At 34.6% G+C, this 19,843-nt stretch carries 23 protein-coding genes; 9 read left to right on the forward strand and 14 right to left on the reverse strand.

All coding sequences use genetic code 11. The annotated features are described in order from the left end of the window. The first annotated feature begins 237 nt into the window (after positions 1 to 237). A complete protein-coding gene (cspD, locus tag ACSBPO_RS14295) occupies positions 238 to 438 on the forward strand; it encodes a cold-shock protein CspD (protein WP_053476725.1) in 201 nt (66 codons plus the stop codon). 69 nt (positions 439 to 507) lie between these two features. Here cspD and ACSBPO_RS14300 read toward each other — a convergent pair whose 3' ends face one another. Together ACSBPO_RS14300 and ACSBPO_RS14305 are read right to left on the reverse strand one after the other, a co-directional pair. Beyond that, positions 508 to 699 (reverse strand): zinc-finger domain-containing protein, encoded by a 192-nt coding sequence (locus tag ACSBPO_RS14300; RefSeq protein ID WP_442594384.1) that lies wholly within the window; start codon positions 697 to 699, stop codon positions 508 to 510. A 19-nt stretch (positions 700 to 718) separates the two neighbouring features. Continuing rightward, a complete protein-coding gene (locus tag ACSBPO_RS14305; RefSeq protein ID WP_442594386.1) occupies positions 719 to 1,375 on the reverse strand; it encodes a reverse transcriptase-like protein in 657 nt (218 codons plus the stop codon). 135 nt (positions 1,376 to 1,510) lie between these two features. Here ACSBPO_RS14305 and ACSBPO_RS14310 point away from each other — a divergent pair, with 135 nt between their 5' ends. Together ACSBPO_RS14310 and ACSBPO_RS14315 are read left to right on the forward strand one after the other, a co-directional pair. After that, a complete protein-coding gene (locus tag ACSBPO_RS14310; protein ID WP_442594388.1) occupies positions 1,511 to 1,918 on the forward strand; it encodes a reverse transcriptase-like protein in 408 nt (135 codons plus the stop codon). After that, on the forward strand, positions 1,915 to 2,841 hold the full coding sequence (locus ACSBPO_RS14315; protein ID WP_442594390.1) for a DMT family transporter: 927 nt from the start codon (positions 1,915 to 1,917) through the stop codon (positions 2,839 to 2,841). Before ACSBPO_RS14310 ends, ACSBPO_RS14315 begins: the two co-directional genes overlap by 4 nt. A gap of 23 nt (positions 2,842 to 2,864) precedes the next feature. Here ACSBPO_RS14315 and ACSBPO_RS14320 read toward each other — a convergent pair whose 3' ends face one another. Then, on the reverse strand, positions 2,865 to 3,131 hold the full coding sequence (locus ACSBPO_RS14320; protein ID WP_442594392.1) for a DUF6123 family protein: 267 nt from the start codon (positions 3,129 to 3,131) through the stop codon (positions 2,865 to 2,867). A gap of 25 nt (positions 3,132 to 3,156) precedes the next feature. Next, the gene (locus ACSBPO_RS14325; RefSeq protein ID WP_442594394.1) at positions 3,157 to 3,666 is read right to left on the reverse strand and encodes a divergent PAP2 family protein; all 510 of its coding nucleotides are present in this window, start codon (positions 3,664 to 3,666) and stop codon (positions 3,157 to 3,159) included. A gap of 82 nt (positions 3,667 to 3,748) precedes the next feature. Here ACSBPO_RS14325 and sspL point away from each other — a divergent pair, with 82 nt between their 5' ends. Next, positions 3,749 to 3,880: a small, acid-soluble spore protein L gene (sspL, locus tag ACSBPO_RS14330; protein ID WP_442594396.1), complete on the forward strand. Its 132-nt coding sequence runs from the start codon at positions 3,749 to 3,751 to the stop codon at positions 3,878 to 3,880. A 44-nt stretch (positions 3,881 to 3,924) separates the two neighbouring features. Here sspL and ACSBPO_RS14335 read toward each other — a convergent pair whose 3' ends face one another. The 6 genes from ACSBPO_RS14335 to ACSBPO_RS14360 all read right to left on the reverse strand — a co-directional run bounded on the left by ACSBPO_RS14335 (position 3,925) and on the right by ACSBPO_RS14360 (position 12,148). Further along, positions 3,925 to 4,821, reverse strand: coding sequence for a 5'-3' exonuclease (locus ACSBPO_RS14335; RefSeq protein WP_442594398.1), 897 nt, complete (start codon positions 4,819 to 4,821; stop codon positions 3,925 to 3,927). An 80-nt stretch (positions 4,822 to 4,901) separates the two neighbouring features. After that, positions 4,902 to 5,495 carry a hypothetical protein gene (locus ACSBPO_RS14340; protein WP_442594400.1) on the reverse strand — a complete coding sequence of 198 codons (594 nt, stop codon included), beginning with the start codon at positions 5,493 to 5,495 and terminating at the stop codon, positions 4,902 to 4,904. A 125-nt stretch (positions 5,496 to 5,620) separates the two neighbouring features. Continuing rightward, positions 5,621 to 6,457 (reverse strand): sulfurtransferase, encoded by an 837-nt coding sequence (locus ACSBPO_RS14345; RefSeq protein WP_442594402.1) that lies wholly within the window; start codon positions 6,455 to 6,457, stop codon positions 5,621 to 5,623. A gap of 63 nt (positions 6,458 to 6,520) precedes the next feature. After that, positions 6,521 to 10,165 (reverse strand): dynamin family protein, encoded by a 3,645-nt coding sequence (locus ACSBPO_RS14350; protein WP_442594403.1) that lies wholly within the window; start codon positions 10,163 to 10,165, stop codon positions 6,521 to 6,523. A gap of 338 nt (positions 10,166 to 10,503) precedes the next feature. Continuing rightward, a complete protein-coding gene (locus tag ACSBPO_RS14355; RefSeq protein ID WP_442594405.1) occupies positions 10,504 to 11,058 on the reverse strand; it encodes an isoprenylcysteine carboxyl methyltransferase family protein in 555 nt (184 codons plus the stop codon). Position 11,059: 1 nt separating this feature from the next. Further along, entirely contained in the window at positions 11,060 to 12,148 is a 1,089-nt protein-coding gene (locus tag ACSBPO_RS14360) for a type III polyketide synthase (protein ID WP_442594407.1), read from the reverse strand. Between the two features lie 314 nt (positions 12,149 to 12,462). Here ACSBPO_RS14360 and ACSBPO_RS14365 point away from each other — a divergent pair, with 314 nt between their 5' ends. Beyond that, on the forward strand, positions 12,463 to 12,933 hold the full coding sequence (locus ACSBPO_RS14365) for a chemotaxis protein CheX (RefSeq protein ID WP_442594409.1): 471 nt from the start codon (positions 12,463 to 12,465) through the stop codon (positions 12,931 to 12,933). A 20-nt stretch (positions 12,934 to 12,953) separates the two neighbouring features. Here the strand turns inward: ACSBPO_RS14365 and ACSBPO_RS14370 are convergent, their stop codons facing one another. After that, on the reverse strand, positions 12,954 to 13,730 hold the full coding sequence (locus tag ACSBPO_RS14370; RefSeq protein ID WP_442594411.1) for an SDR family NAD(P)-dependent oxidoreductase: 777 nt from the start codon (positions 13,728 to 13,730) through the stop codon (positions 12,954 to 12,956). 562 nt (positions 13,731 to 14,292) lie between these two features. Between ACSBPO_RS14370 and ACSBPO_RS14375 the strand changes: the two genes are divergently transcribed. The 3 genes from ACSBPO_RS14375 to ACSBPO_RS14385 are packed head-to-tail and all read left to right on the forward strand — an operon-like array spanning position 14,293 to position 16,607. Next, positions 14,293 to 14,445: a cytochrome c oxidase subunit 2A gene (locus ACSBPO_RS14375; protein ID WP_442594413.1), complete on the forward strand. Its 153-nt coding sequence runs from the start codon at positions 14,293 to 14,295 to the stop codon at positions 14,443 to 14,445. 24 nt (positions 14,446 to 14,469) lie between these two features. After that, positions 14,470 to 14,946: a cytochrome c oxidase subunit II gene (locus tag ACSBPO_RS14380; RefSeq protein ID WP_442594415.1), complete on the forward strand. Its 477-nt coding sequence runs from the start codon at positions 14,470 to 14,472 to the stop codon at positions 14,944 to 14,946. Next, positions 14,946 to 16,607, forward strand: a complete 1,662-nt coding sequence (locus ACSBPO_RS14385) for a b(o/a)3-type cytochrome-c oxidase subunit 1 (RefSeq protein ID WP_442594417.1) — start codon at positions 14,946 to 14,948, stop codon at positions 16,605 to 16,607. The genes ACSBPO_RS14380 and ACSBPO_RS14385 overlap by 1 nt, the downstream gene beginning before the upstream one ends. Positions 16,608 to 16,658: 51 nt before the next feature. Here ACSBPO_RS14385 and ACSBPO_RS14390 read toward each other — a convergent pair whose 3' ends face one another. The 3 genes from ACSBPO_RS14390 to ACSBPO_RS14400 all read right to left on the reverse strand — a co-directional run bounded on the left by ACSBPO_RS14390 (position 16,659) and on the right by ACSBPO_RS14400 (position 19,526). Then, entirely contained in the window at positions 16,659 to 17,573 is a 915-nt protein-coding gene (locus tag ACSBPO_RS14390; RefSeq protein ID WP_442594419.1) for a DMT family transporter, read from the reverse strand. 66 nt (positions 17,574 to 17,639) lie between these two features. Continuing rightward, positions 17,640 to 19,094 (reverse strand): carboxypeptidase M32, encoded by a 1,455-nt coding sequence (locus tag ACSBPO_RS14395; protein ID WP_442600372.1) that lies wholly within the window; start codon positions 19,092 to 19,094, stop codon positions 17,640 to 17,642. A 195-nt stretch (positions 19,095 to 19,289) separates the two neighbouring features. Next, complete coding sequence (locus tag ACSBPO_RS14400) at positions 19,290 to 19,526, reverse strand: DUF2249 domain-containing protein (protein ID WP_442594421.1); 237 nt, start codon at positions 19,524 to 19,526, stop codon at positions 19,290 to 19,292. A 165-nt stretch (positions 19,527 to 19,691) separates the two neighbouring features. Here ACSBPO_RS14400 and ACSBPO_RS14405 point away from each other — a divergent pair, with 165 nt between their 5' ends. Further along, positions 19,692 to 19,841 carry a hypothetical protein gene (locus ACSBPO_RS14405; protein ID WP_442594423.1) on the forward strand — a complete coding sequence of 50 codons (150 nt, stop codon included), beginning with the start codon at positions 19,692 to 19,694 and terminating at the stop codon, positions 19,839 to 19,841. Positions 19,842 to 19,843: the final 2 nt, after the last annotated feature.

Consider the following 19,843-nt stretch of genomic DNA (forward strand, 5'->3'; position numbering starts at 1 on the left):
TAATGAATATGTTTGAAAACGATTGTTATGTATAGAAGTCAAAATAGCTCCTTATATCCTTTTACTGGAAAAAAACAAATGGAAATTTTATAAATATTTGCGGAACATTTATTGACTGATATCAGCCATTATTGTATATTTAAAGCATCATTTAACTATTTTTCATAAGAGTGGTCTAAATGATAATATTTAACTTTAGCACCAAATGGTGGCTTGAAAGGCTTAGGAGGAAAAGTAATGCAAAACGGTAAAGTAAAATGGTTTAACAACGAAAAAGGTTTTGGATTTATCGAAGTTGAAGGCGGAGACGATGTATTCGTTCACTTCACAGCTATCACTGGCGAAGGCTTCAAATCTTTAGAAGAAGGTCAAGAAGTTTCTTTTGAAATCGTTGAAGGAAACCGTGGACCACAAGCTGCTAACGTAGTTAAGCTTTAATTTTAAAACTCAAATAGCTCAAGGCTGGAAATTACTTGCCAGCCTTTTTTATTTATATAACTACGGTGTTTAAGCATTTTGTTTCTTACATAATTTTTGTCCATACTCTTTTATTTTTTCACCAACTGTACACTGTGTAATACAAAAGCGATGGGCATATCTGCGTCCGTTTTCCATTTTTAATTGCTTATGGAGAAAACAATCTTGGCAATAATGCTTTTGTATTTGATCCAAGCTTGCCAAAATATCTTGGTTTTTCAACTCTAAATCATACCTTTCACTAAATAATTTGCATCTTACTATGTATCATCTTTCCTTCGAGTGCTTGGCTCGCTAATTTATCAGCTTCCTTATTATCCTTGCGTAATATCGGTGAATACCTTGCTTCAATACCCATCCCTTTTAGTTTTTCTTCGATTCGATCAAGCCAGCGATTAAACTCTTCTTCATAGCAAGGCCATTCTCCCTCTAACTGCTTCAATACTACCTGTGAATCACCTTTAAATTCACAAACCATGTGCTGCACACCTAATTCTTCTAATAGGTTACACGCAAAGTAAAAGGCAGCATATTCTGCTTCATTATTGGAATTAAGGTCCGAAAATTGTTCATTAGCTCGAACACGATATTTCTTTTTACCTTCTTTATAATAAATAACTGCACCTAGTCCAGCCATTTTTGTTCCTTCATTATATCCACCATCAAAATATACGGTAATATCATGTGGTTCTTCTTCTACTTCTACCGTTAGTTTTTTCATTTCTTTTAAGGTCCAGGAAGTACCTAACTCATCATAGAAAAATAGCTCAGCCGCTTTACCTGAGTTTTCGATTTCTTCTCCTAATTCAATGACTTCTTCTCCGTCAACCCATTCTGAATAAAATGTTACGGCTGATAGTCCTTTTCTCTTATAACTCCACTCTATTTTGTATTTCATTTTTGTCAGCCTCTCTTATTTATATTCTAGTTTTAGGATGTATTGTTTTACGTTTGAATATTACCTTTTTTTCCCCTAGGCAACCATTTATGATAAACTTACCTTTAGTCTATGTATTTACTGGAGGATTTAGCATTGATTGAAGTGTATATTGATGGTGCAACGGCTGGGAACCCAGGCCCAAGTGGTGCGGGAATTTTTATAAATGCCAATGGAAAAGTAGAAAGATACTCCATCCCATTAGGCATTATGACCAATCATGAAGCAGAATATCACGCTCTCATAAAGGCACAGGAAATTTGTTTGGAATTAAATTTTAAAACGGTTTCCTTTAGAACCGATTCGGAGCTTGTCAACCGAGCGATTGAAAAGGAGTTTGTTAAAAACAAAACCTTTGCCCCCTTACTAGAAAAAGCGCTATTATTATCTGAGAAGTTTGATTTATTTTTCTTAAAATGGATTCCGAGCAGTCAAAATAAAGTTGCCGATGAATTGGCAAGATTAGCAATTAGAAAAAATAACAATGAGGATGCATCACGATGAAAAAAACTACCTTCGCAGATTTAAGTTTGCTGTTTATCACTTTCATTTGGGGAACGACCTTTGTTCTCGTTCAGAATGCGATTTCAACCTTGGAGCCTTTTGCTTTTAATGGCATTCGTTTTTTTATGGCCTTTATTATTTTAGGTCTAAGTTTACTTCTTTTCCAAAAGAATCAGCTTACGTTTTTAAATAAAAAAATTATTTTATCCGGCTTTTTGCTTGGGTTTTGGCTATTCCTCGGATACGCTACTCAAACACTGGGTTTAGTATATACCACTTCATCTAAAGCTGGTTTTATCACTGGACTTAGTGTGGTCTTAGTACCACTGTTTTCTTTTTTAATATTAAAACAAAAGCCAAGTTTCCCTGCTGTAATTGGAGTAAGCATTGCGACTATTGGGTTATTTCTGTTAACGATGACAGATTTAGCAGCCCTAAATATTGGTGATTTCTATGTCTTTATTTGTGCATTGGGATTTGCGATGCATATTATCTTTACGGGAAAATTTAGTGAACATTTTCCAACCTTACTTTTAACGACCATTCAAATTTTTACCGTTGCTGTGTTATCAACTATTTGTTCTTTTATATTCGAAGATTTTAATAAAATGTTTCAAGTAAGTACCATTTCTACGCCAAGTGTTCTACTGGCATTATTCATCACTTCCGTTTTTGCTACTGCTCTTGCTTTTTTTGCGCAAACTCGCTTTCAAAAATACACGACTCCAACAAGAGTGGCGTTAATTTTTGCCATGGAGCCTGTTTTTGCTGCGATGGCCGGGTATTTTTGGGCAAATGAACGATTATCATTAAGTGCTCTAATCGGTTGTTTATTTATTTTCTTAGGAATGATATTTGCTGAGGTACCAGCAGATCGATTCCTACGCCTTCGTAAAAATAAATTATCTAAGGAAATGCAATAGGGACTGAAAATTCAGTCCCTATTTTATATAAGTATTTCCCTGTCTTTAAAAAATTGGAGCGCCGCGTCTCTCGTTAGGACTTTTTGGACAGTAAACGTTTCAAGTAGAGAGATATAAAAGCTCCCGTCAAAGCTTTTCTGTGCCTTTAAGGTTAGTTCAATAGCAGCAATAATGACATCATCAGGTGCATTGGTAAAATGCTTACCAAAATAGATAAAACCAATCGCATCTTCTTGTAATTGAAAACCCTTTGACTTTAGTGTAGCTATAAATTGTTCTAATCGATCCATTGCTTTCCCCATCCATTACTACGTTTTAACTTAACATCCAGTCTCTAAATTTTATCTTAATTTTCGACATTTTTCTATCTTTTTTTGTTAAAGCATAACCGATTGCCCCCGTTAAAATGCCAAATATAGCACCACCCACAACCTCTTCAGGTTCATGACCTAGCATTTCCTTTAATTTATCTGGAGATTTCTCTTCAAATTTCACTGGTTGTTCTTTATTTATTTTATCGACAAGCTCATCCAAGTCATTTACTTTTAAAGTCAAGCGACCAGCCTGTCTCCTTACCCCTTGAGCATCATACATAACAATTAACCCATAAACAAGTGAGAGAGCAAAATCAATCGTTGGCACTCCCCGAGAAAGCGCAATATACGTAGTTAAGGAAGAAACCCCAGCTGAGTGGGAACTTGGCATTCCTCCGGTTTGATAAAACAATTCTGGCCGCCATTCTTTTGTTTTCACATAGTGAATTGGGATTTTGGCAGCTTGAGCTAAACCAATACTCGCTAATGCAATATAAACACCTTTATTCAAAACATCACCCCTCTCCTTTTATTTTGAAGTTCAATGACTTTTATTATTCGAAGCGGTCATACTAAAAAAGGAGGTGAAGATATTGAGTAGACATGCAAATCGTGGAAAAAAAGCACCTGGTGTAAATCCTCAAGGATACGGTCAGGATGCTGAATTTTCCGAAGAGCCAAAAAGCAAATTAGAAAATGCAGCGAAGAAGAAAAATACTAAGTAACAATAAAGGGGGTTACTCTTTGACGAGTAATCCCCCATAAAAAATTAAGCGTATTCTTTTTCCACTGCCAAGAAACGGTGGATTCCTTTTAATTCTAAGTCTTCTAGCTTATTCATTACCTTGCTGCGATTATAGAGCAATTGTGCTTCTGCAATCGAACATGAAACAGGAACATCACATTTAATTTCTGCCAGTTTTCTGCTTAAGTGTAACATTTCCAGGTCCGTTTCAATCTTCGCACGATGTGATTTTGATAAGCCATCTAAATTTTCCAGTATTCCATCAATACTGTTATATTGCTGCAATAGCTTTAAAGCTGTTTTCTCTCCAATTCCTTTGACTCCAGGATAATTATCACTAGGATCACCCATTAGTCCTTTTAAATCGATCATTTGTTGAGGAGTGATTCCTTTTTCTTCATAAAAGCTTTGTGGTGTATGAACAAGATAATTACCAAAACCTTTTTTTAATAAGATAACAGAGATATTGTCATCAAGTAATTGAAGAATATCCTGATCACCAGTTAAGATAGAAACCTTCATATTTTGGTTTAAATCTTTAGCAACAGTTCCGATACAATCGTCTGCTTCGTATCCAGCTAGGCCAATATTTGGAATATCAAAAGAAGCAACTACCTCTTTAACAAGATCAAATTGTGGAATTAATTCTATAGGTGCTTCAGCACGATTTCCTTTATATTCTGTGTACAATTCACTGCGAAAAGTTTTACTGCCCATATCCCAGCAAACCGCTAAATGGGACGGGTTAAAGGTTGATACAGCAGTTAACATATGCTTTAAAAATCCGGAAATTGCGTTCGTAGGAGTTCCTTTTGAATTGATCATAAATTGCCCAGTCATGGCCGTAGCGTAAAAAGCTCTAAAAAGCAAAGCCATACCGTCTACAAGCATAATATGTGAAGAAGAATTAGTTTCAGTCATACAGTCTCCCCCTGTTTTTCTAACATTTTACCATTATAACATGGGAAACTTGTTAAACAAAAATTAATCTTTTCCAGTTATTATTGAGATTCTTGAACCCTTTGCAAGTCCGCACCCGCTTCTTGAAGCTCAAAAATAACAAGACTCCAAGATTTACGTTCATGTTCATTAAATAATAAGGTATAGGTATCACCATTTTTAAAAGTGAAATCAAATGTTACCTTATTCTTTTTTACATTTTCTTTTGCAGAAGCAACATCTTCCCAATAATATTTTTCTTCTGATATGCTAAAAAAAGGATTTACGTTTATGGAATCGCCATCCAAATAACGGTAATCGTTAAGTGCAAGATACATCGTTAAAAATGACACTAGAATAGCAACATAAAAAGCTATTTTCATTTTACTATTATAAGTATCTCTCGATGCAAGCCATACCTTTATTAAAAGGGAAACTGCCAAAAATACCATGGCTCCAATAAAGATTACAAATGCACTTCTCGGCGGTCCGAAAAACCAATACCCCTCCGGTTTATAAAATATTTCTTGCAAAGGTAATACTATAAAAAAGGGACTAAGAATTGAAGCAAATAGTAAAATAAATGCTATTGAAACTAAAATATGATTAAAATCTGTCCTCTTTTTTTTCGTTACCGTGTACCCACTGACATTCATTTGTTTTCCCCCTATAACATTGTTTCTCTTTTTGTCACAATGTTTTTTTACATTATTATACAGGAAAAATTTTCCAAAGAGAAACACAAAGATAATTTGCAGTGTAAACTAATTATCCTATATTATTAATTTTTTTCTATCGAATTTAGGTCATATGATATCCAATCACTGTAGCTACCAATGTAAAGCTTAAGGTTTTGGAATCCAAGTTCGTGAAGTATCAAATAATTAGGTACAGCTGTTACTCCTGACCCACAATAAACCACTACAGGATCTTTATGGTTCACATCACTAAAACGGTCCCTCTGATCATCTAGTTGCTTAAACCGTCCATTTTCGAATCCTTCATTCCAAAATTTATTAATCGCACCAGGTATTCGCCCAGCCACTTTATCAATAGGTTCCTCTATTCCTAAATAACGTTTTGGTTCCCTAGAATCAATCAGAACTACCTTTTCCTGTTGGTTGTTTACACTCTTTTTTACATCTTCATAGGTTGCTAACATACTGGGTTGAAGATTGATTTGATAATTTCCTTTTTTTTCTGGAGAAGTTAAAGCGTTTTCGATAGGATACCCTTCAGCTTCCCATTCCTTCCATCCCCCATTTAAAACATACACTTTATCATGCCCCATAAACTTCATTACCCACCATAAACGGGAAGCAAAAGCACCTTCCCCATTATCATAAGCAACCACTACAGTATTATTAGATACGCCGGCATTCTCCAAGTATAGTTTAAAAGAATTTAGGTCTGGTAATGGATGTCTTCCTCCATGCTCTTGAATGGGACCCGATATATCTTTTTCTAAATGGCAATAAATAGCTCCAGGTATGTGTGATGTTTGGTAAGCTTGAAATCCACTTTCCGGCTCTGCCAATGAAAAGCGGCAATCTAAAATAACAAGGTTAGTGTTTTCTAGTTCCTTTTTTAACCATTCCTTATCAACTATGTTTTTCATTTTAGCCCCCATATAGCTGAAAAGGTTGCCATACTTGCCGACAACCTAATCCTGCTTTCTTAACTATTTTAATTTTGACAGCACTTTTAATAGTTCGTCCGTTTGACCTTTTTGATCTAATAAGGAAATATATCTACTATAAAACTCTTCTACTTCTTGTTTCGTATGAGTCATCTTCTGCTCAAATAACTGACAAAGAAGATCGATATAAAACTCATTTAGCCTTTGTCCGCCATTTTGTAAATATTCATCAGAAGGAGCTTGAAGAACTTCATGAAGTTCTTCACTCATCATTTTTTTCTCATTTTTTTCAAAAAAGGCTTTAGGATTTTTAAAAGTTGATAGTGCTTTTTGGAACATATCTCGATTTAAATGGTCGAATGCATTAGCAAATTCCAATTGACGATTTTGATTAAATTTTAAGGCTGTGATATGCATTTGTTTATTTACACCTGTAAGTTGATCAGATAATCGAGTATGAAATTCTTCTAGCTGCTTTCTAATAAATGAATCCATTCTTAGAGATGTTGCTCTTAATTCTTGGGCAAAATCATAGCCAATACTGCTTAAGAATTCTTCCAAAGCTGCACGTAAAGCCTTCTTTAAATTTCTTCCATCATCCTGTAAGACAGCTGGATTAAATGATTCTTTAAAAAAGTCACTAAAGCGAAGGAATACTCTTTGTTTAATATAAAACACTAATTCATTTAATTCCTGAGAAACTCTTTTTTCTAAATAACCTACAGATTGTTTCGTTAACATTTCAAGGACTATTTCTCTTTCCTCTTGAAGCTCTTTTTTCTTTTGCATTTTCAAGGATTCGTCTTGATTGGAAGCTTCAATAAGTCCTTCTATTTCTTTTACAATTCTTTCTACTTCCATTACTGCTGACGATAATGACGTCTGTAATAGATCACCCGAAATGAATTGATAAAAAGCATTCTCAAATTGATTTAAATGAGAAATTTGTGGTGTTTCAAGTTGCTGTTTTTCTTTTAATCCTAATAAGCTAGATAAAGCAAATAAATTGGGTTGGCGAATACCATAACCTACTAATTGATCCTTTACATAGGTAATGACAGAGTTTAATTCCTCCTCATCGTTTGCAAGATCAATAGCATTTATAATAAAGAACATTTTATCTAATTCGAATGTATCCTTTACACGCCCTAATTGGATTAAGAATTCTCGGTCCGCCTTTGAAAAGGCATGATTATAATAAGTTACAAATAATATGGCATCGGAATTTTTAATATAATCAAATGCAACTCCTGTATGGCGTGCATTGATAGAATCGGCTCCTGGAGTATCTACTAAGGTAATTCCTTGTTTTGTTAATTCACAGTCATAATAAAGCTCAATCCACTCTACAAAACAAGATTTTGTTTCGACCGCAACAAATTCCCGAAATTCGTTTAAATCTGTCTGTACGATTTCTCCTAATTTATTTTGGACATTCACATAGCCTTGCGAAAATGCAGTTAGAAAACTTAAATGAACTTTCTCATTTCCAACAAAATCTGTTTGCTGAGAAATCACATTCTTTATTTTTAAAAAAGCATCCTGAAAATCGGTTGATTGTAAATCAAAAACTTTTAATGAGCGGTTTATTTCCGTAAATAACTGATCTATATTTTTTAATTTTACTCGAGCGGTTCCATGTGGATATTGCTCCGTAACGGGAAGTATTTTATTAATTGCAGCCGTTGTCGGATTTGGTGATACAGGTAATACATCCGATCCCATTAATGCATTTGCAAAGGATGATTTACCAGCACTAAATGCACCGAATAAAGCAACTGTAAAGCCCTGATTTTCAATTCGAGCTGCTTTTTCTTTTAATTCACTTATTGTTTGCTGGAAGCCATTTAAGTTACTTAATTCAGTAGCCGCTGTCTTTAATCTTTGTACAACGGTATCCTTATTTAATTCGTGTTCATCCTTTATTTCAGTTTCTATTAATGGAAGCTTATGATCTAAGGTTTCATCTTCTTCTAGATTCAAAGTAGAAGCTTCAATCATGGAATCTCTTACAATCTCCATTTCCTCTTCGATAGGTAAAAATAATACTTCATTAACCTGCTGGTTTTTATAAGTACCATTAATGATTTCTTCCATTTGATTTTTTACATTCCATAACGTACTTTGTATTTCTTCTACTTTTCGTTTGGCATGGATATATGGTTCTATCTGATTCCACTCATCCTGTATTTTTTTCATTTGAACAGCATTCGTTGTTTCACATTCATGGTAGATATAATCGCCAATTTCATTCATTTGCTTTCGAGCGATTCGTGATATCCCCGCAACAACTTCGTTTGTATAATTTAATAGATATTCACCTGAAAGGGTTGCACCAGGCTTAATAATCGAAATAAGAAACTCTTTTGTAACAGGAGTTTGATAATTTTGGCATTTTTCTAATAAGGTAGGATCCTGTATGCTGTTTTCCTTTAAAATCTGTTGGAAATAGCTACGAAGATGCCAATCCATTTGAGAGGCAACTTTTTCAACAATATCATCATAAAAACGGTTTAAGCGATTTTCTCTTTCTGTCTCCGTTTTTTGTTTTGAGAACAATAAGCCAACTTTAAATCCATCCTGATGGCTCTCTAAAAAGGCTTGAGCCAGCTCCCTTGTTTGAAAAGGCATTAAATAAGCATTTTTGAGAATTTTTTCAGTTTCCTCATAAAATGAATGTTTAAATTGAACTAGTTTGTTATTTAATAACTCTTTCTCCCTAGTTAGCCTCTTTTCACTTTCCTCAATCTGATTTTGTTCATCTTCGGTCAATGTATTTAATAATTCTATCAACTCAAAGTTCTGTTCAGCCTTTTGCTCCTCTACCCATAATACATGTTCTTGAGTTAATTGTTTTAAGGATATTAGAACAGATTCTGATAAACATTCATCAATATGGTTGATTCGATCATGTATAAGGGCTTGCAGTTCATCGAATTGATTTAATGGATGAGAGAGATTTTTTAAACTTGTATAAAATACACCTTTTGGCACTACTCCCCAAGAGCCGAAAGAATCTATAACACTTTGTTTAAAGGTCTCAAATGATAGTTCCTCATTTCGATGCTTATCAATTTGATTAATAACTAAGTAAAGCTCTTTTCCTGCCAGTGTTAAGTCCTTCGTAAACATAAAGTTCACTTCAGATTGAACGTGATTGTAATCCATTACGTAAAAAATAACGTCTGCTAAATGAATAGCTGATTCTGTTGCAATACGATGAGCATCGTCAGTAGAATCAATTCCTGGTGTATCTAAAATCACCATACCACTTGGAAGTTTGGAGTCCGAATGGCTTATTTCCACCCATTCAATTTCGTCACCATCTTTACAATAACTTTTAACCTGCTCGTAATCATATGGTGCCAAGTACATTCTTGGTTTCCCATGTTTGAAATAAACTTTTGCGTATTCTTCTCCAGTTTTAACCTTTACCAAATTCGCGCTTGTAGGAATAGGACTTGAAGGCAAGATATTTTCCCCAATTAAGCGATTAATCATGGTTGATTTTCCTGCAGAAAAATGCCCACAGAAAGCAACAGAATATTCTTTGTTAGCTGCTTTCTCTGCTAATTGTTTTACTTTCTTTTCTACATTTTGATTTTGACTTTCTTTCACGATGTTATAAAAATTACTTACTTTTGATTTAAAGTCACTTTTTTCTAGCTGTTGAATCAACTGAATCATAAACATTTATACCCCTTATTTGAACTAGTAATAATGCTTATATTTTATACGAATATTCACTATTTTGATATAAAAAACCATTACCATTACAAATAAAAAAACCAGAGCCTTTGCCCTGGTTTAAAAAAAATCGTTATTTTAAGATGGATTAAGCACATTTTTCATTATGTACTTTGTAACAAAACCGTATACTGCAACCGTTCCTATGATAAAAATAATTGTCATTTTTAACACCCTTTCACTCAAAGAGTTAAATGAGAATAATTTTCAAACTCAATTGAAGTTTATCACGAACGATAATCATTTTCAATAGACCATTTACTTTTGTCACATTATTTTCATATCTTTGGAAAAAATCTTGGAGATTTTTCAAAAGTTGCCCCGTAAGGAGTCCATTCTTTTAAAGCTTTCTCCTCTTCGGGTATACGGATGGATAAAATCCATACATTAAGCAGCGAAAATACGAACATCGTTAGATATGCCTGGTAGAATAAAGGAATAATTAGAAATTCAAGTGTTACGATAACGTAATTAGGATGTTTTACATATTTGTAAGGACCCTTTACGACCACCTCAGCATCCGGCACAACGATAATTTTTGTATTCCAATATCTTCCAAGTGAAGACAGCGCCCACACTCTTCCTACTTGAGTTAGAACAAAGAAGAGAAGTAAGATTGGCCAGATTGCAGAAATATTCTTTTGAAAATAGATGACTTCCCAAATAAAAAACAGGAAAAAAAATGAATGAATACCTACAATAAATCGATAGTGATTTCTACCGTACTCAATTCCTCCCTGCTTTTTCATCCATTTCTCATTTCCCTTTGCCACTATTAATTCAAGAAGTCTCTGCAAAATAATGATCACAAGAAATAAAAAGAAAACCTTCATTCTATTCCCACCTGACTAATAATAATTCGGAACTAAACCCTGGACCTAATGCTGCGAGGATACCAATATCCCCTTTTGGGATTTCATCCTGCATAAAGCGATCTAGAACATAAAAAACAGTTGCAGAGGACATATTTCCAAAGGTTTTTAATACCTCTAAAGAATGATGAATCATGGATGGTGGTAAATCCAAAGCTTTTGTATAAGCCTCTAAAACCTTTAATCCTCCTGGATGAGCGATAAAATGTTGAATATCCTTTGAGGTTAATTTATGCTTACCTAAAAAAGTTTCAACATTGGGCTTTAGCCAATTTTCAATTAAAACAGGAATACTTTTGGAAAAAATAACAAATAAACCCTCGTCTTTCAAATCCCAACCCATTACATCCAGTGAATCTTTTTTGGTTGTAGATTGTGTACCTAAAATCACAGGAATGGTATTTTTGTTCGTGTATGTAGTCGTTGGCACTTCATCCCCAACGATTAAAGCACAAGCAACACCATCAGCAAACAGAGAAGTTCCAATAAGATTACTTTTAGAACGGTCATTTTTCTGAAAGGTTAAACTGCAAAGTTCTATAGAAAGAACTAATACCTTAGCCTTCGGAAAAGCTAAACAATACTCATAGGCTCTAGAAAGACCAGATGCCCCTCCTGCACATCCTAAACCCCAGATTGGAATTCTTTTTGTGTGAGTGGAAAACGGCAAATCATTCATTATCCTCGCCTCTATACTAGGAGTAGCAATCCCAGTACTTGAAATAGTAAAAATAGCTTCTATCTCACTAAAATCAACGGTACCATTTAGAAAATTTTTGTTTTCGAGACAATTTTGAATGGCTATTTTACCCAGTTCTATTGCATTTTCAATATAGGTATCATTCTTTTCTTGAAAACTATGTTCCTTTTTAAACCAATCTAAGCCTTTTACAAAATGTCTTTTTTCAATCTGTCCGTTTTGAAAAGCAGTTAGTAATCTTTCGATATCTTTAAAGGATTCCGAGAATAATTCTCTCGCAAATTCCATCGTATCATTCTGTGAAATGACAAAGGGTGGTATGGCTTCTGCTACAGATAATATTTTAGGCATTTGCATTCTCCTTTAAAGGTTTTGCTTATTATTCCCAGTCCTTTACCAAAGAATGCTAATTTAGACATAAAAAAAGCTTCCTTTTTACAAAGGAAGCAAAACGTTTTGAAGGTTTGTTGTTGTGCACTTTTATTATACTTCGTCCAAACGAATAGTTCACCAACCAAATTCAACCATTTAATGATGGATACATAAGAGTAATCAACAAGGAAAAAAGTAATATGAAAAAAGTTATCCTTTTTGTAAGATTTTTGTCTAAATTTCGACAAATATATGGTAGTATATATTCATACAAAAGGTTGGAGGAAATAAAGATGAGCTTGTCTCAAAATGTAACAAATATTCTTAATGGAACCATTGAGTCCGTTAAATCTCTACTACCCTTTCAAGTAGAATTAGACAAACCCGCTCTTTTTACAGAGCCATTTACTCAACATAAGATTGCTGTACTTATTGGTATGACTGGGGATGTAAAAGGTAGAATTATCATTAATGGGGATGAAGAGATTTTCGGAAATATTGGTGAAGGCATGTTTGGTATGAAACTAGAGGGGGAAATGTTAGAATCCTTCGCTGGTGAGCTTGGGAATATGTTGGCTGGTCATTTATCAACATTAATTGCTCAAAAAGGTTACGAAATGGATATTACACCTCCAACAGTACTAGTCGGGCAAGCTAAAATTTATGGATTTGAACGAGCTTTTCGCCTCCCTATTCATATTAAAGATAAGGGAACGCTATTAATTATTTTAATGGTAGAAGTAAAACAAGAGGTGCATTCCTAAGATGCACCTCTTGTTCTTTTTTAAAAACCGTGAATCGTCATTCCACCATCGACGAACAAGGTTTGTCCTGTAATATAATTGGCTGCATCTGACGCTAAAAAGGCTACTGGTCCTACCAATTCAGGCAGTTCTCCAATTCTTTTTAATGGAGTCACAGCAAGAATATCATTTACATAATTTTGATCAGACAATAGTTTCTCTGTTAATGGGGTTTTAAAATACCATGGACCAATGGCATTTACGTTAATTCCATATTGTCCCCATTCCATAGCTAATACTTTTGTCATTTGGATAAGAGCCGCTTTTGTAGAAGCATATACAACCCCTGTTCGAAGAGCAACATGTCCGCCAACAGAAGTAATATTGATGATCTTACCTCCCGTTTCTTTCTCCTTCATCACTTTTCCTACCTCTTGAGAAACCATAAAGGCGGACTTTAAATTCGTATCCATGATCGTTTGCCATTCCTCATCGGTTACATCTAATGCCTTTGAACGAATATTCATCCCTGCATTATTAACTAGGATATCAATTTTCCCCCATTGGTTGAGGATACTCGCTATTGCAATATGTACATCTTCTCTTTTCGTCACATCTGTTGGAACAATTAAAGCTTTTTGACCTTTTTCCTCAACTAAACGTGCTGTCTCTATTAAATCCTTTTCAGTTCGGGATAATAATGCTACATCTGCCCCAGATTCCGCTAATCCTATTGCCAGAGCTCTTCCAATCCCTCTTCCCGCACCAGTAACTACAGCCACTTTATTTTCTAATCTAAATGTAGGTAACAAAAGCATCCTCACCTTTCCTATTTTTTCTTATTTTACCATAGGTTTAGTTGTGAATGGTAAATGAGAGATCAAGCTTGTCCACTTGTTACTAAATCAGGGAAACTCCCCTGATTTATTGGTCATTAGATTCGTGTTTCTGCACTTCAATCCAAATCTTTTTCACCGCAGTATCACCACATATTTTGCAAGTTTCCATCTTATTGTAAATTAGTCTGCATTTATCACAATAATATTTTTCCATTTGACCACACACTCTCCCAAAATATAAAGGAATATGTGATATATTACGTTTTTTATCTTAATGAGTGCATTCTTTATGAAATTTTATACACTATTTTTTTCCTATTACTTTTTAGAATGATTTTCATTTTTCACAAATCATTCACATTTATCACAGTCTAGATGTGATAAAAATCACTGATATAATAGGTTTTCAACTCTAACATAGTATTAAAGCAATAAATGAACATTTTGTGAAGTCTCAAATTCTATATTTCACTTTTACAAATGTTTTGTATTATGGAGTTAATTAAATCACATTTGCGTTTTTAGAAGGGAGTGCAAAGAAATGGCGAAAACGGAATTAAATTCAAAAAAGAAAATTAAAGTAGAGGACGATTCAGCATCACTGAAGGGAACCTTAGCATCCGTTTTCTTATTAGGATTTTTTATTATCGTCAGTTGGGTAAGTGTCTACTTCCTATTTGTAGAACGTTTTTAATTGGAATGAAAGGGGAAAAAAGCCGTGCATTTGCATAAATTTGAAAAAATATGGCTGATATTTGGTATTGCCTGCCTAATTGTATTTTTATCTGTAATAGGAGTTAGTGCTTTTTACATGGGAAACCAACCGCCAAGTTGCTTAACAACGATTGACCCTGAAAAAGTGGATCAAACAGCTCCATTTAATGAGCCGGGGTTAAAAAAGGTTGAAGGAAAAGAATGGGATTATGAATTAGTTTTTGTAGCATCTGCTTTTAATTATAATCCTGGTAATGTTGAGGTTCCACTTGGCTCAAAAGTAAAAGTCATTGCCACAACAAAAGACGTGGTACACGGTTTTGAAGTTGCTGGAACAAACATTAATATGATGCTAGAGCCTGGATATGTAAGTGAATATGTCACAACATTTGACAAGGCTGGCGAATACTTAATCGTATGTAATGAATATTGCGGAGCAGGTCACCACCTGATGCATTCTAAAATTGAGGTGATTGAATAATGCTAAACACAAATAAAAATGAAAAAGTTGATTCACGAGACGCAAAGTTAGCGATGGCGTTTTTCTATGTAGCCTTCACTGCGCTAGCACTTGGTGGATTAGCAGGATTATTACAAACATTAGTACGTTCAGGTAAAGTAGAATTACCTTGGGGAATCGACTATTATCAAGTATTAACCGTACACGGTGTGTTATTAGGACTTGTTTTAACAACCTTCTTTATAATGGGATTCCAATATGCTGCTATCAGCAGAACAGCTGGAACCTTTACAAATGGTGCTCGTAAAACCGGTTGGATTGGTTTCTGGCTAATGACAGTTGGTACCGCAATGGCCGCAACCATGGTTTTATTAAAAGAAGCAAGTGTTTTATACACATTCTATGCTCCTTTACAGGCTCATCCTATATTTTACATTGGTTTAACATTAGTTATTGTTGGTAGCTGGGTAGCAGGTGGCGCTATGATCGCTACTTATGCAAGATGGAGAAGAAATAACCCTGGACAATCTAGTCCACTTTTGACTTTTATGGCAGTAGTAAACACTGTGTTATGGATTGTCGCAACATTAGGTGTTGCTGCTACAGTACTTATTCAAATTTTACCTTGGTCATTAGGTTTAGTTGACCGAATTGATATTTTAGTGAGCCGTACTCTATTCTGGTATTTCGGACATCCACTTGTATATTTCTGGTTATTACCTGCTTATATGTGCTGGTATGCTATTATTCCAAAAATCATTGGTGGAAAGATTTTCTCAGACTCATTAGCACGTTTATCCTTTATTTTGTTCCTATTATTCTCAATTCCTGTTGGATTCCATCACCAATTAGTAGAGCCTGGTATTGATCCAGCATGGAAATATATTCAAGTAGTATTAACGTTTATGGTTATCATCCCTTCTTTAATGACTGCTTTTTCATTATTTGCTACATTTGAAACATATGGTCGTTCAAAAGGTGCTACTGGTTTATTCGGTTGGTTTAGAAAACTTCCATGGGGTGATGCTCGTTTCTCTGTTCCATTTATAGGGATGGTAGCATTTATTCCAGCAGGTACTGGTGGTATAATCAATGCTTCAAACCAAATGGACCAGGTTGTTCATAATACGATTTGGGTAACTGGACACTTCCATTTAACTGTTGCAACATCTGTAGTCTTAACATTCTTTGGAGTTTCATATTGGTTAATTCCACATTTAACTGGCCGTGTCTTAACAAAAGCCATGAATAAGCTTGCGATTGTCCAGGCTATGGTTTGGACGATTGGAATGTCATTCATGTCCGGTTCTATGCATTTCCAAGGTCTGCTAGGTGCTCCTAGACGTTCATCCTTCTCAGATTATGGTGGTGCACAACAAGCTGCAGATTGGATTCCATATCAAATCGCTCAAGCAGTTGGCGGATCCATTTTATTTATTGGTATTATATTAGTTCTTATTATCGTTATTAATCTAGCATTCTTTGCTCCTAAGGGTGAACAAGATTTCCCTGTAGGTGAAGTAGCAGAAGGTACTGAAAAGACACCTCTTGTTCTAGAAAACTGGAAACTATGGCTTGGAGTTACTGCTTTCTTAATTTTATTCGCTTATACGATTCCATTTATCGATATTATTCAAAATGCACCACCGGGATCAAAAGGCTTCCAGCTTTGGGCTAAATAATTACTTTAAAATCTTAAACTATTATAAACAAAGGTCTGGCCCCATACAGGGTCAGACCTTTGTTATGCTATTTTGAGCTAGCCTCTTTTTATTTCTCCAGGTTATATTTACGATGATAACGGAACTAAAAATCATTCCTGTTCCAATGATCTGAATGATATTCAATCCTTCATGGTATAGAAAGATTCCTAGAATCGTCCCTACAATAGGCTCGATAGTTGCAATAATAGCTGCCTTACTACTCTCTACTTTCTCAAGCCCTTTTGTATAAAAGAAATACGCTATGACTGTTGGTAAAAGCCCTAGTCCTAATCCCCAAAATATGGTTTCCATTCGAATAAATAAGTGTGCTTTATCCCAAAGTGTTGTGAGAGGTAGTAAAAAAACAGTTGCAAACAAAAACGTATAGATGGTTATTGTAAAAGGTTGATATTTTTGTAATGCTATCTTTCCAAAAATACTATAAAGCGCATAACCAAGTCCGGAGCCTAACCCTGTTAACAAACCTAATATAGTTATATCCTCTTTACTTGCAGAACCAATACCAGTAATAAGGACACATCCTAATAATGTTCCTATAACAGCGATTACTTTTTGTTTTGTCAACTTTTCTTTAAAAATAACTCTCGATAATAACACCACGATGGCAGGAGCTGTATAGAGTAATATGACCGCTAAAGAAAGATTCATTTGGTTTATCGTTGTAAAATAACACCAATTAAAAAAGACAATACTAATAATCCCTGAACCTATAAAAATGGGTAAATCCCGTGTTTTTACTTTTAGTTGATTGCGAAAAAAAAGGATTCCTACTATTAGTAATAATAAAAAAGCAACAGTGGTACGGATCGCTACAATTTCCATCGGTGTAAATCCAATATCAGCTAATCCCTTTACGAAAAGCGCAATAACTCCCCATAAAATAGCAGCAAGTGAAATCATAAAAATGGACATGGTATTTTTCACTTTATTTCCTCCGTAAAAATACGAATAAGAGAAGGATGACAAATATGCCACCCTTCTTTTAAATACTTATGATAATTGGTATACTTTACTGTATTTTTTATATAGATAATCGACAAGGTAGCTTGCGTTTAATCCTTCGCCAGTCACATCATGTAAGATTTCTAGTGGTTTTTTCATTTTTCCATATTGATGGACATTGTTCGTAAACCATTCCTTTATTAGTAAAAGATTACCCTCTTCTAATAATTGATCATAGTTTGGGAAATCTTCTAGCAATTTAGCTTTGAACTGTGCTGCATACATATAACCTAGCGCGTAAGATGGGAAGTAACCAAAGCTCCCCCCTGACCAATGAACATCCTGTAAAACACCTATTGCATCATTTTCAGGACGAATTCCTAAATATTCCGCGTACTTATCATTCCAAATTTTTGGCAGGTCCTTCACTTCGATCTCATCATTAAATAACCCTTTTTCAATCTCGTATCTAATAATAATATGAAGTGGATACGTTAGTTCGTCCGCTTCGATACGAATAAACGAAGGCTTTGATTCATTGACAGCACGATAGAAGCCCTCTAATTCAACTCCATCAAATTGACCATTCGAGTATTCCTTTAATAAATCATAGTTCTTTTTCCAGAAAGCTTCAGAACGCCCAACAAAATTCTCATAGAATAAAGATTGAGATTCGTGGATTCCCATAGAAGTACCAGAACATAGTGGTGTTCCCACAAGGTCAGCTGAAATATTTTGCTCGTATAGAGCATGCCCGCCTTCATGAATGGTACCGAAAACGGCAGTACGGAAGTCATTTTCATTGTAGTTGGTTGTGACACGGACATCTCCAGGATTTAAGCCTGTTGCAAAAGGATGCACTGTTTCATCTAAACGACCTGCCTGGAAGTCATAACCCATCTGCTTTAATATTTCTAAACTGAATTCCTTTTGCTTTTCTTTTGAAAAATGTTCAAACAGGAAAGCCGTTTCTAACTTTTGACTTGATTCTGAAATGCGTTTTACTAAAGGGACAATTTTCTCTCGAAGTTCGCCAAATACTTGATCAAGAACTTCTACTGTAATACCAGGTTCGTACATATCTAATAATGTATTGTATTTATTACCTTCGTATCCCCAATATTCAACAAAGCGTTTTTGGGTCTCCACTAGTTTTTCTAAGTATGGAAGAAATAAGTTAAAATTAGAAGTTGCTTTTGCTTCTTCCCAAACACTTTCCGATTTAGATTGAAGAATAATATACTGTTTATATTCGTCTGCAGGTATCTTTTTATTACGATCATATTCCTTCTTACATTCTTCAAGTGTTTTTTGAGTAATCTCATTTAAGGATTGACCAGAAAGCTTCTCTATGTAAGATGCCATTTCTTCTGAAGTGGACATATGAAAAACTTCTGAAGAAAGCATTCCAATCACCTCTGAACGTTGCTCTACACCCTTCTTAGGTGCTCCAGTTCTTAAATCCCAATACATTAATGAAATAGCTTCATTGTAACCCATCATTTTATTTACATACTCTAAAAAATCTTTTTCTATTTGATTAACAAACTCAGTCACTCTAGCTACCCCCATTCTCTTTCAATACATCCTTTATTTTATCACAGTATTCAGAATAAATGGGAAAAGAAAGCCTTGAATCAAATACAAAAAAATAGGTACTTGATGTACCTATTTTTCATTTATTGATTATATAATTTTTTACTTTTTGCTAATGGCTACTCTCCAGTTTTCTGGACCTTCTTCAATGTATTCCCATTCAAATTGTTCTGGACGTTCCATCATAAATTGATAGAGTAATGGACGTGGATCATGGTCGTTTACAATCAACATATTTTCCCCAGGATTTAGGCCATCAAATGTATTAAAGATCGTTGGGTGTTTTTCTCTCGGTGGATAGTCTGGTACGTTTACTGTTGCTGCAAAGCTTTTTTCCATTTTTACTCTCTCCTTTTTTAAACCTTTATTCTCTACTTCTTCATTATAGGAGAAATATTCATGCCCTATAGTGCGTGGTATCACACTATCATGATGATTTTAACTACACGGATAGTAGGATTTATATCATATCTATCGAATATATTTTATAAGGGGGGAATTTACTTGAAGGAATATATCGGTAAATGTTCTAATTGTCAAAAGGATATGTATTGCTTAGAGGGATTTTTTAACGGAATTGTATTAGAAAATAAGGAAATTATTTGTTTTGATTGTCACGAAAAAGTGGAGAATAAAGAAAATCCGCAAGCCTAAGC

Source organism: Neobacillus sp. D3-1R (genome assembly GCF_052180215.1).
Classification (GTDB): domain Bacteria; phylum Bacillota; class Bacilli; order Bacillales; family Cytobacillaceae; genus Pseudoneobacillus.

Coding starts and splice junctions, on each gene's coding strand:
- ACSBPO_RS14395 (WP_442600372.1), bottom strand. CDS start 19,094: ATGATGGGTTACAATGAAGCTATTTCATTAATGTATTGGGATTTAAGA.
- ACSBPO_RS14365 (WP_442594409.1), top strand. CDS start 12,463: ATGAGCTTGTCTCAAAATGTAACAAATATTCTTAATGGAACCATTGAG.
- ACSBPO_RS14355 (WP_442594405.1), bottom strand. CDS start 11,058: ATGAAGGTTTTCTTTTTATTTCTTGTGATCATTATTTTGCAGAGACTT.
- ACSBPO_RS14305 (WP_442594386.1), bottom strand. CDS start 1,375: ATGAAATACAAAATAGAGTGGAGTTATAAGAGAAAAGGACTATCAGCC.
- ACSBPO_RS14370 (WP_442594411.1), bottom strand. CDS start 13,730: ATGCTTTTGTTACCTACATTTAGATTAGAAAATAAAGTGGCTGTAGTT.
- ACSBPO_RS14320 (WP_442594392.1), bottom strand. CDS start 3,131: ATGGATCGATTAGAACAATTTATAGCTACACTAAAGTCAAAGGGTTTT.
- ACSBPO_RS14385 (WP_442594417.1), top strand. CDS start 14,946: ATGCTAAACACAAATAAAAATGAAAAAGTTGATTCACGAGACGCAAAG.
- ACSBPO_RS14315 (WP_442594390.1), top strand. CDS start 1,915: ATGAAAAAAACTACCTTCGCAGATTTAAGTTTGCTGTTTATCACTTTC.
- ACSBPO_RS14335 (WP_442594398.1), bottom strand. CDS start 4,821: ATGACTGAAACTAATTCTTCTTCACATATTATGCTTGTAGACGGTATG.
- ACSBPO_RS14400 (WP_442594421.1), bottom strand. CDS start 19,526: ATGGAAAAAAGCTTTGCAGCAACAGTAAACGTACCAGACTATCCACCG.
- cspD (WP_053476725.1), top strand. CDS start 238: ATGCAAAACGGTAAAGTAAAATGGTTTAACAACGAAAAAGGTTTTGGA.
- ACSBPO_RS14375 (WP_442594413.1), top strand. CDS start 14,293: ATGGCGAAAACGGAATTAAATTCAAAAAAGAAAATTAAAGTAGAGGAC.
- ACSBPO_RS14350 (WP_442594403.1), bottom strand. CDS start 10,165: ATGATTCAGTTGATTCAACAGCTAGAAAAAAGTGACTTTAAATCAAAA.
- ACSBPO_RS14360 (WP_442594407.1), bottom strand. CDS start 12,148: ATGCCTAAAATATTATCTGTAGCAGAAGCCATACCACCCTTTGTCATT.
- ACSBPO_RS14345 (WP_442594402.1), bottom strand. CDS start 6,457: ATGAAAAACATAGTTGATAAGGAATGGTTAAAAAAGGAACTAGAAAAC.
- ACSBPO_RS14340 (WP_442594400.1), bottom strand. CDS start 5,495: ATGAATGTCAGTGGGTACACGGTAACGAAAAAAAAGAGGACAGATTTT.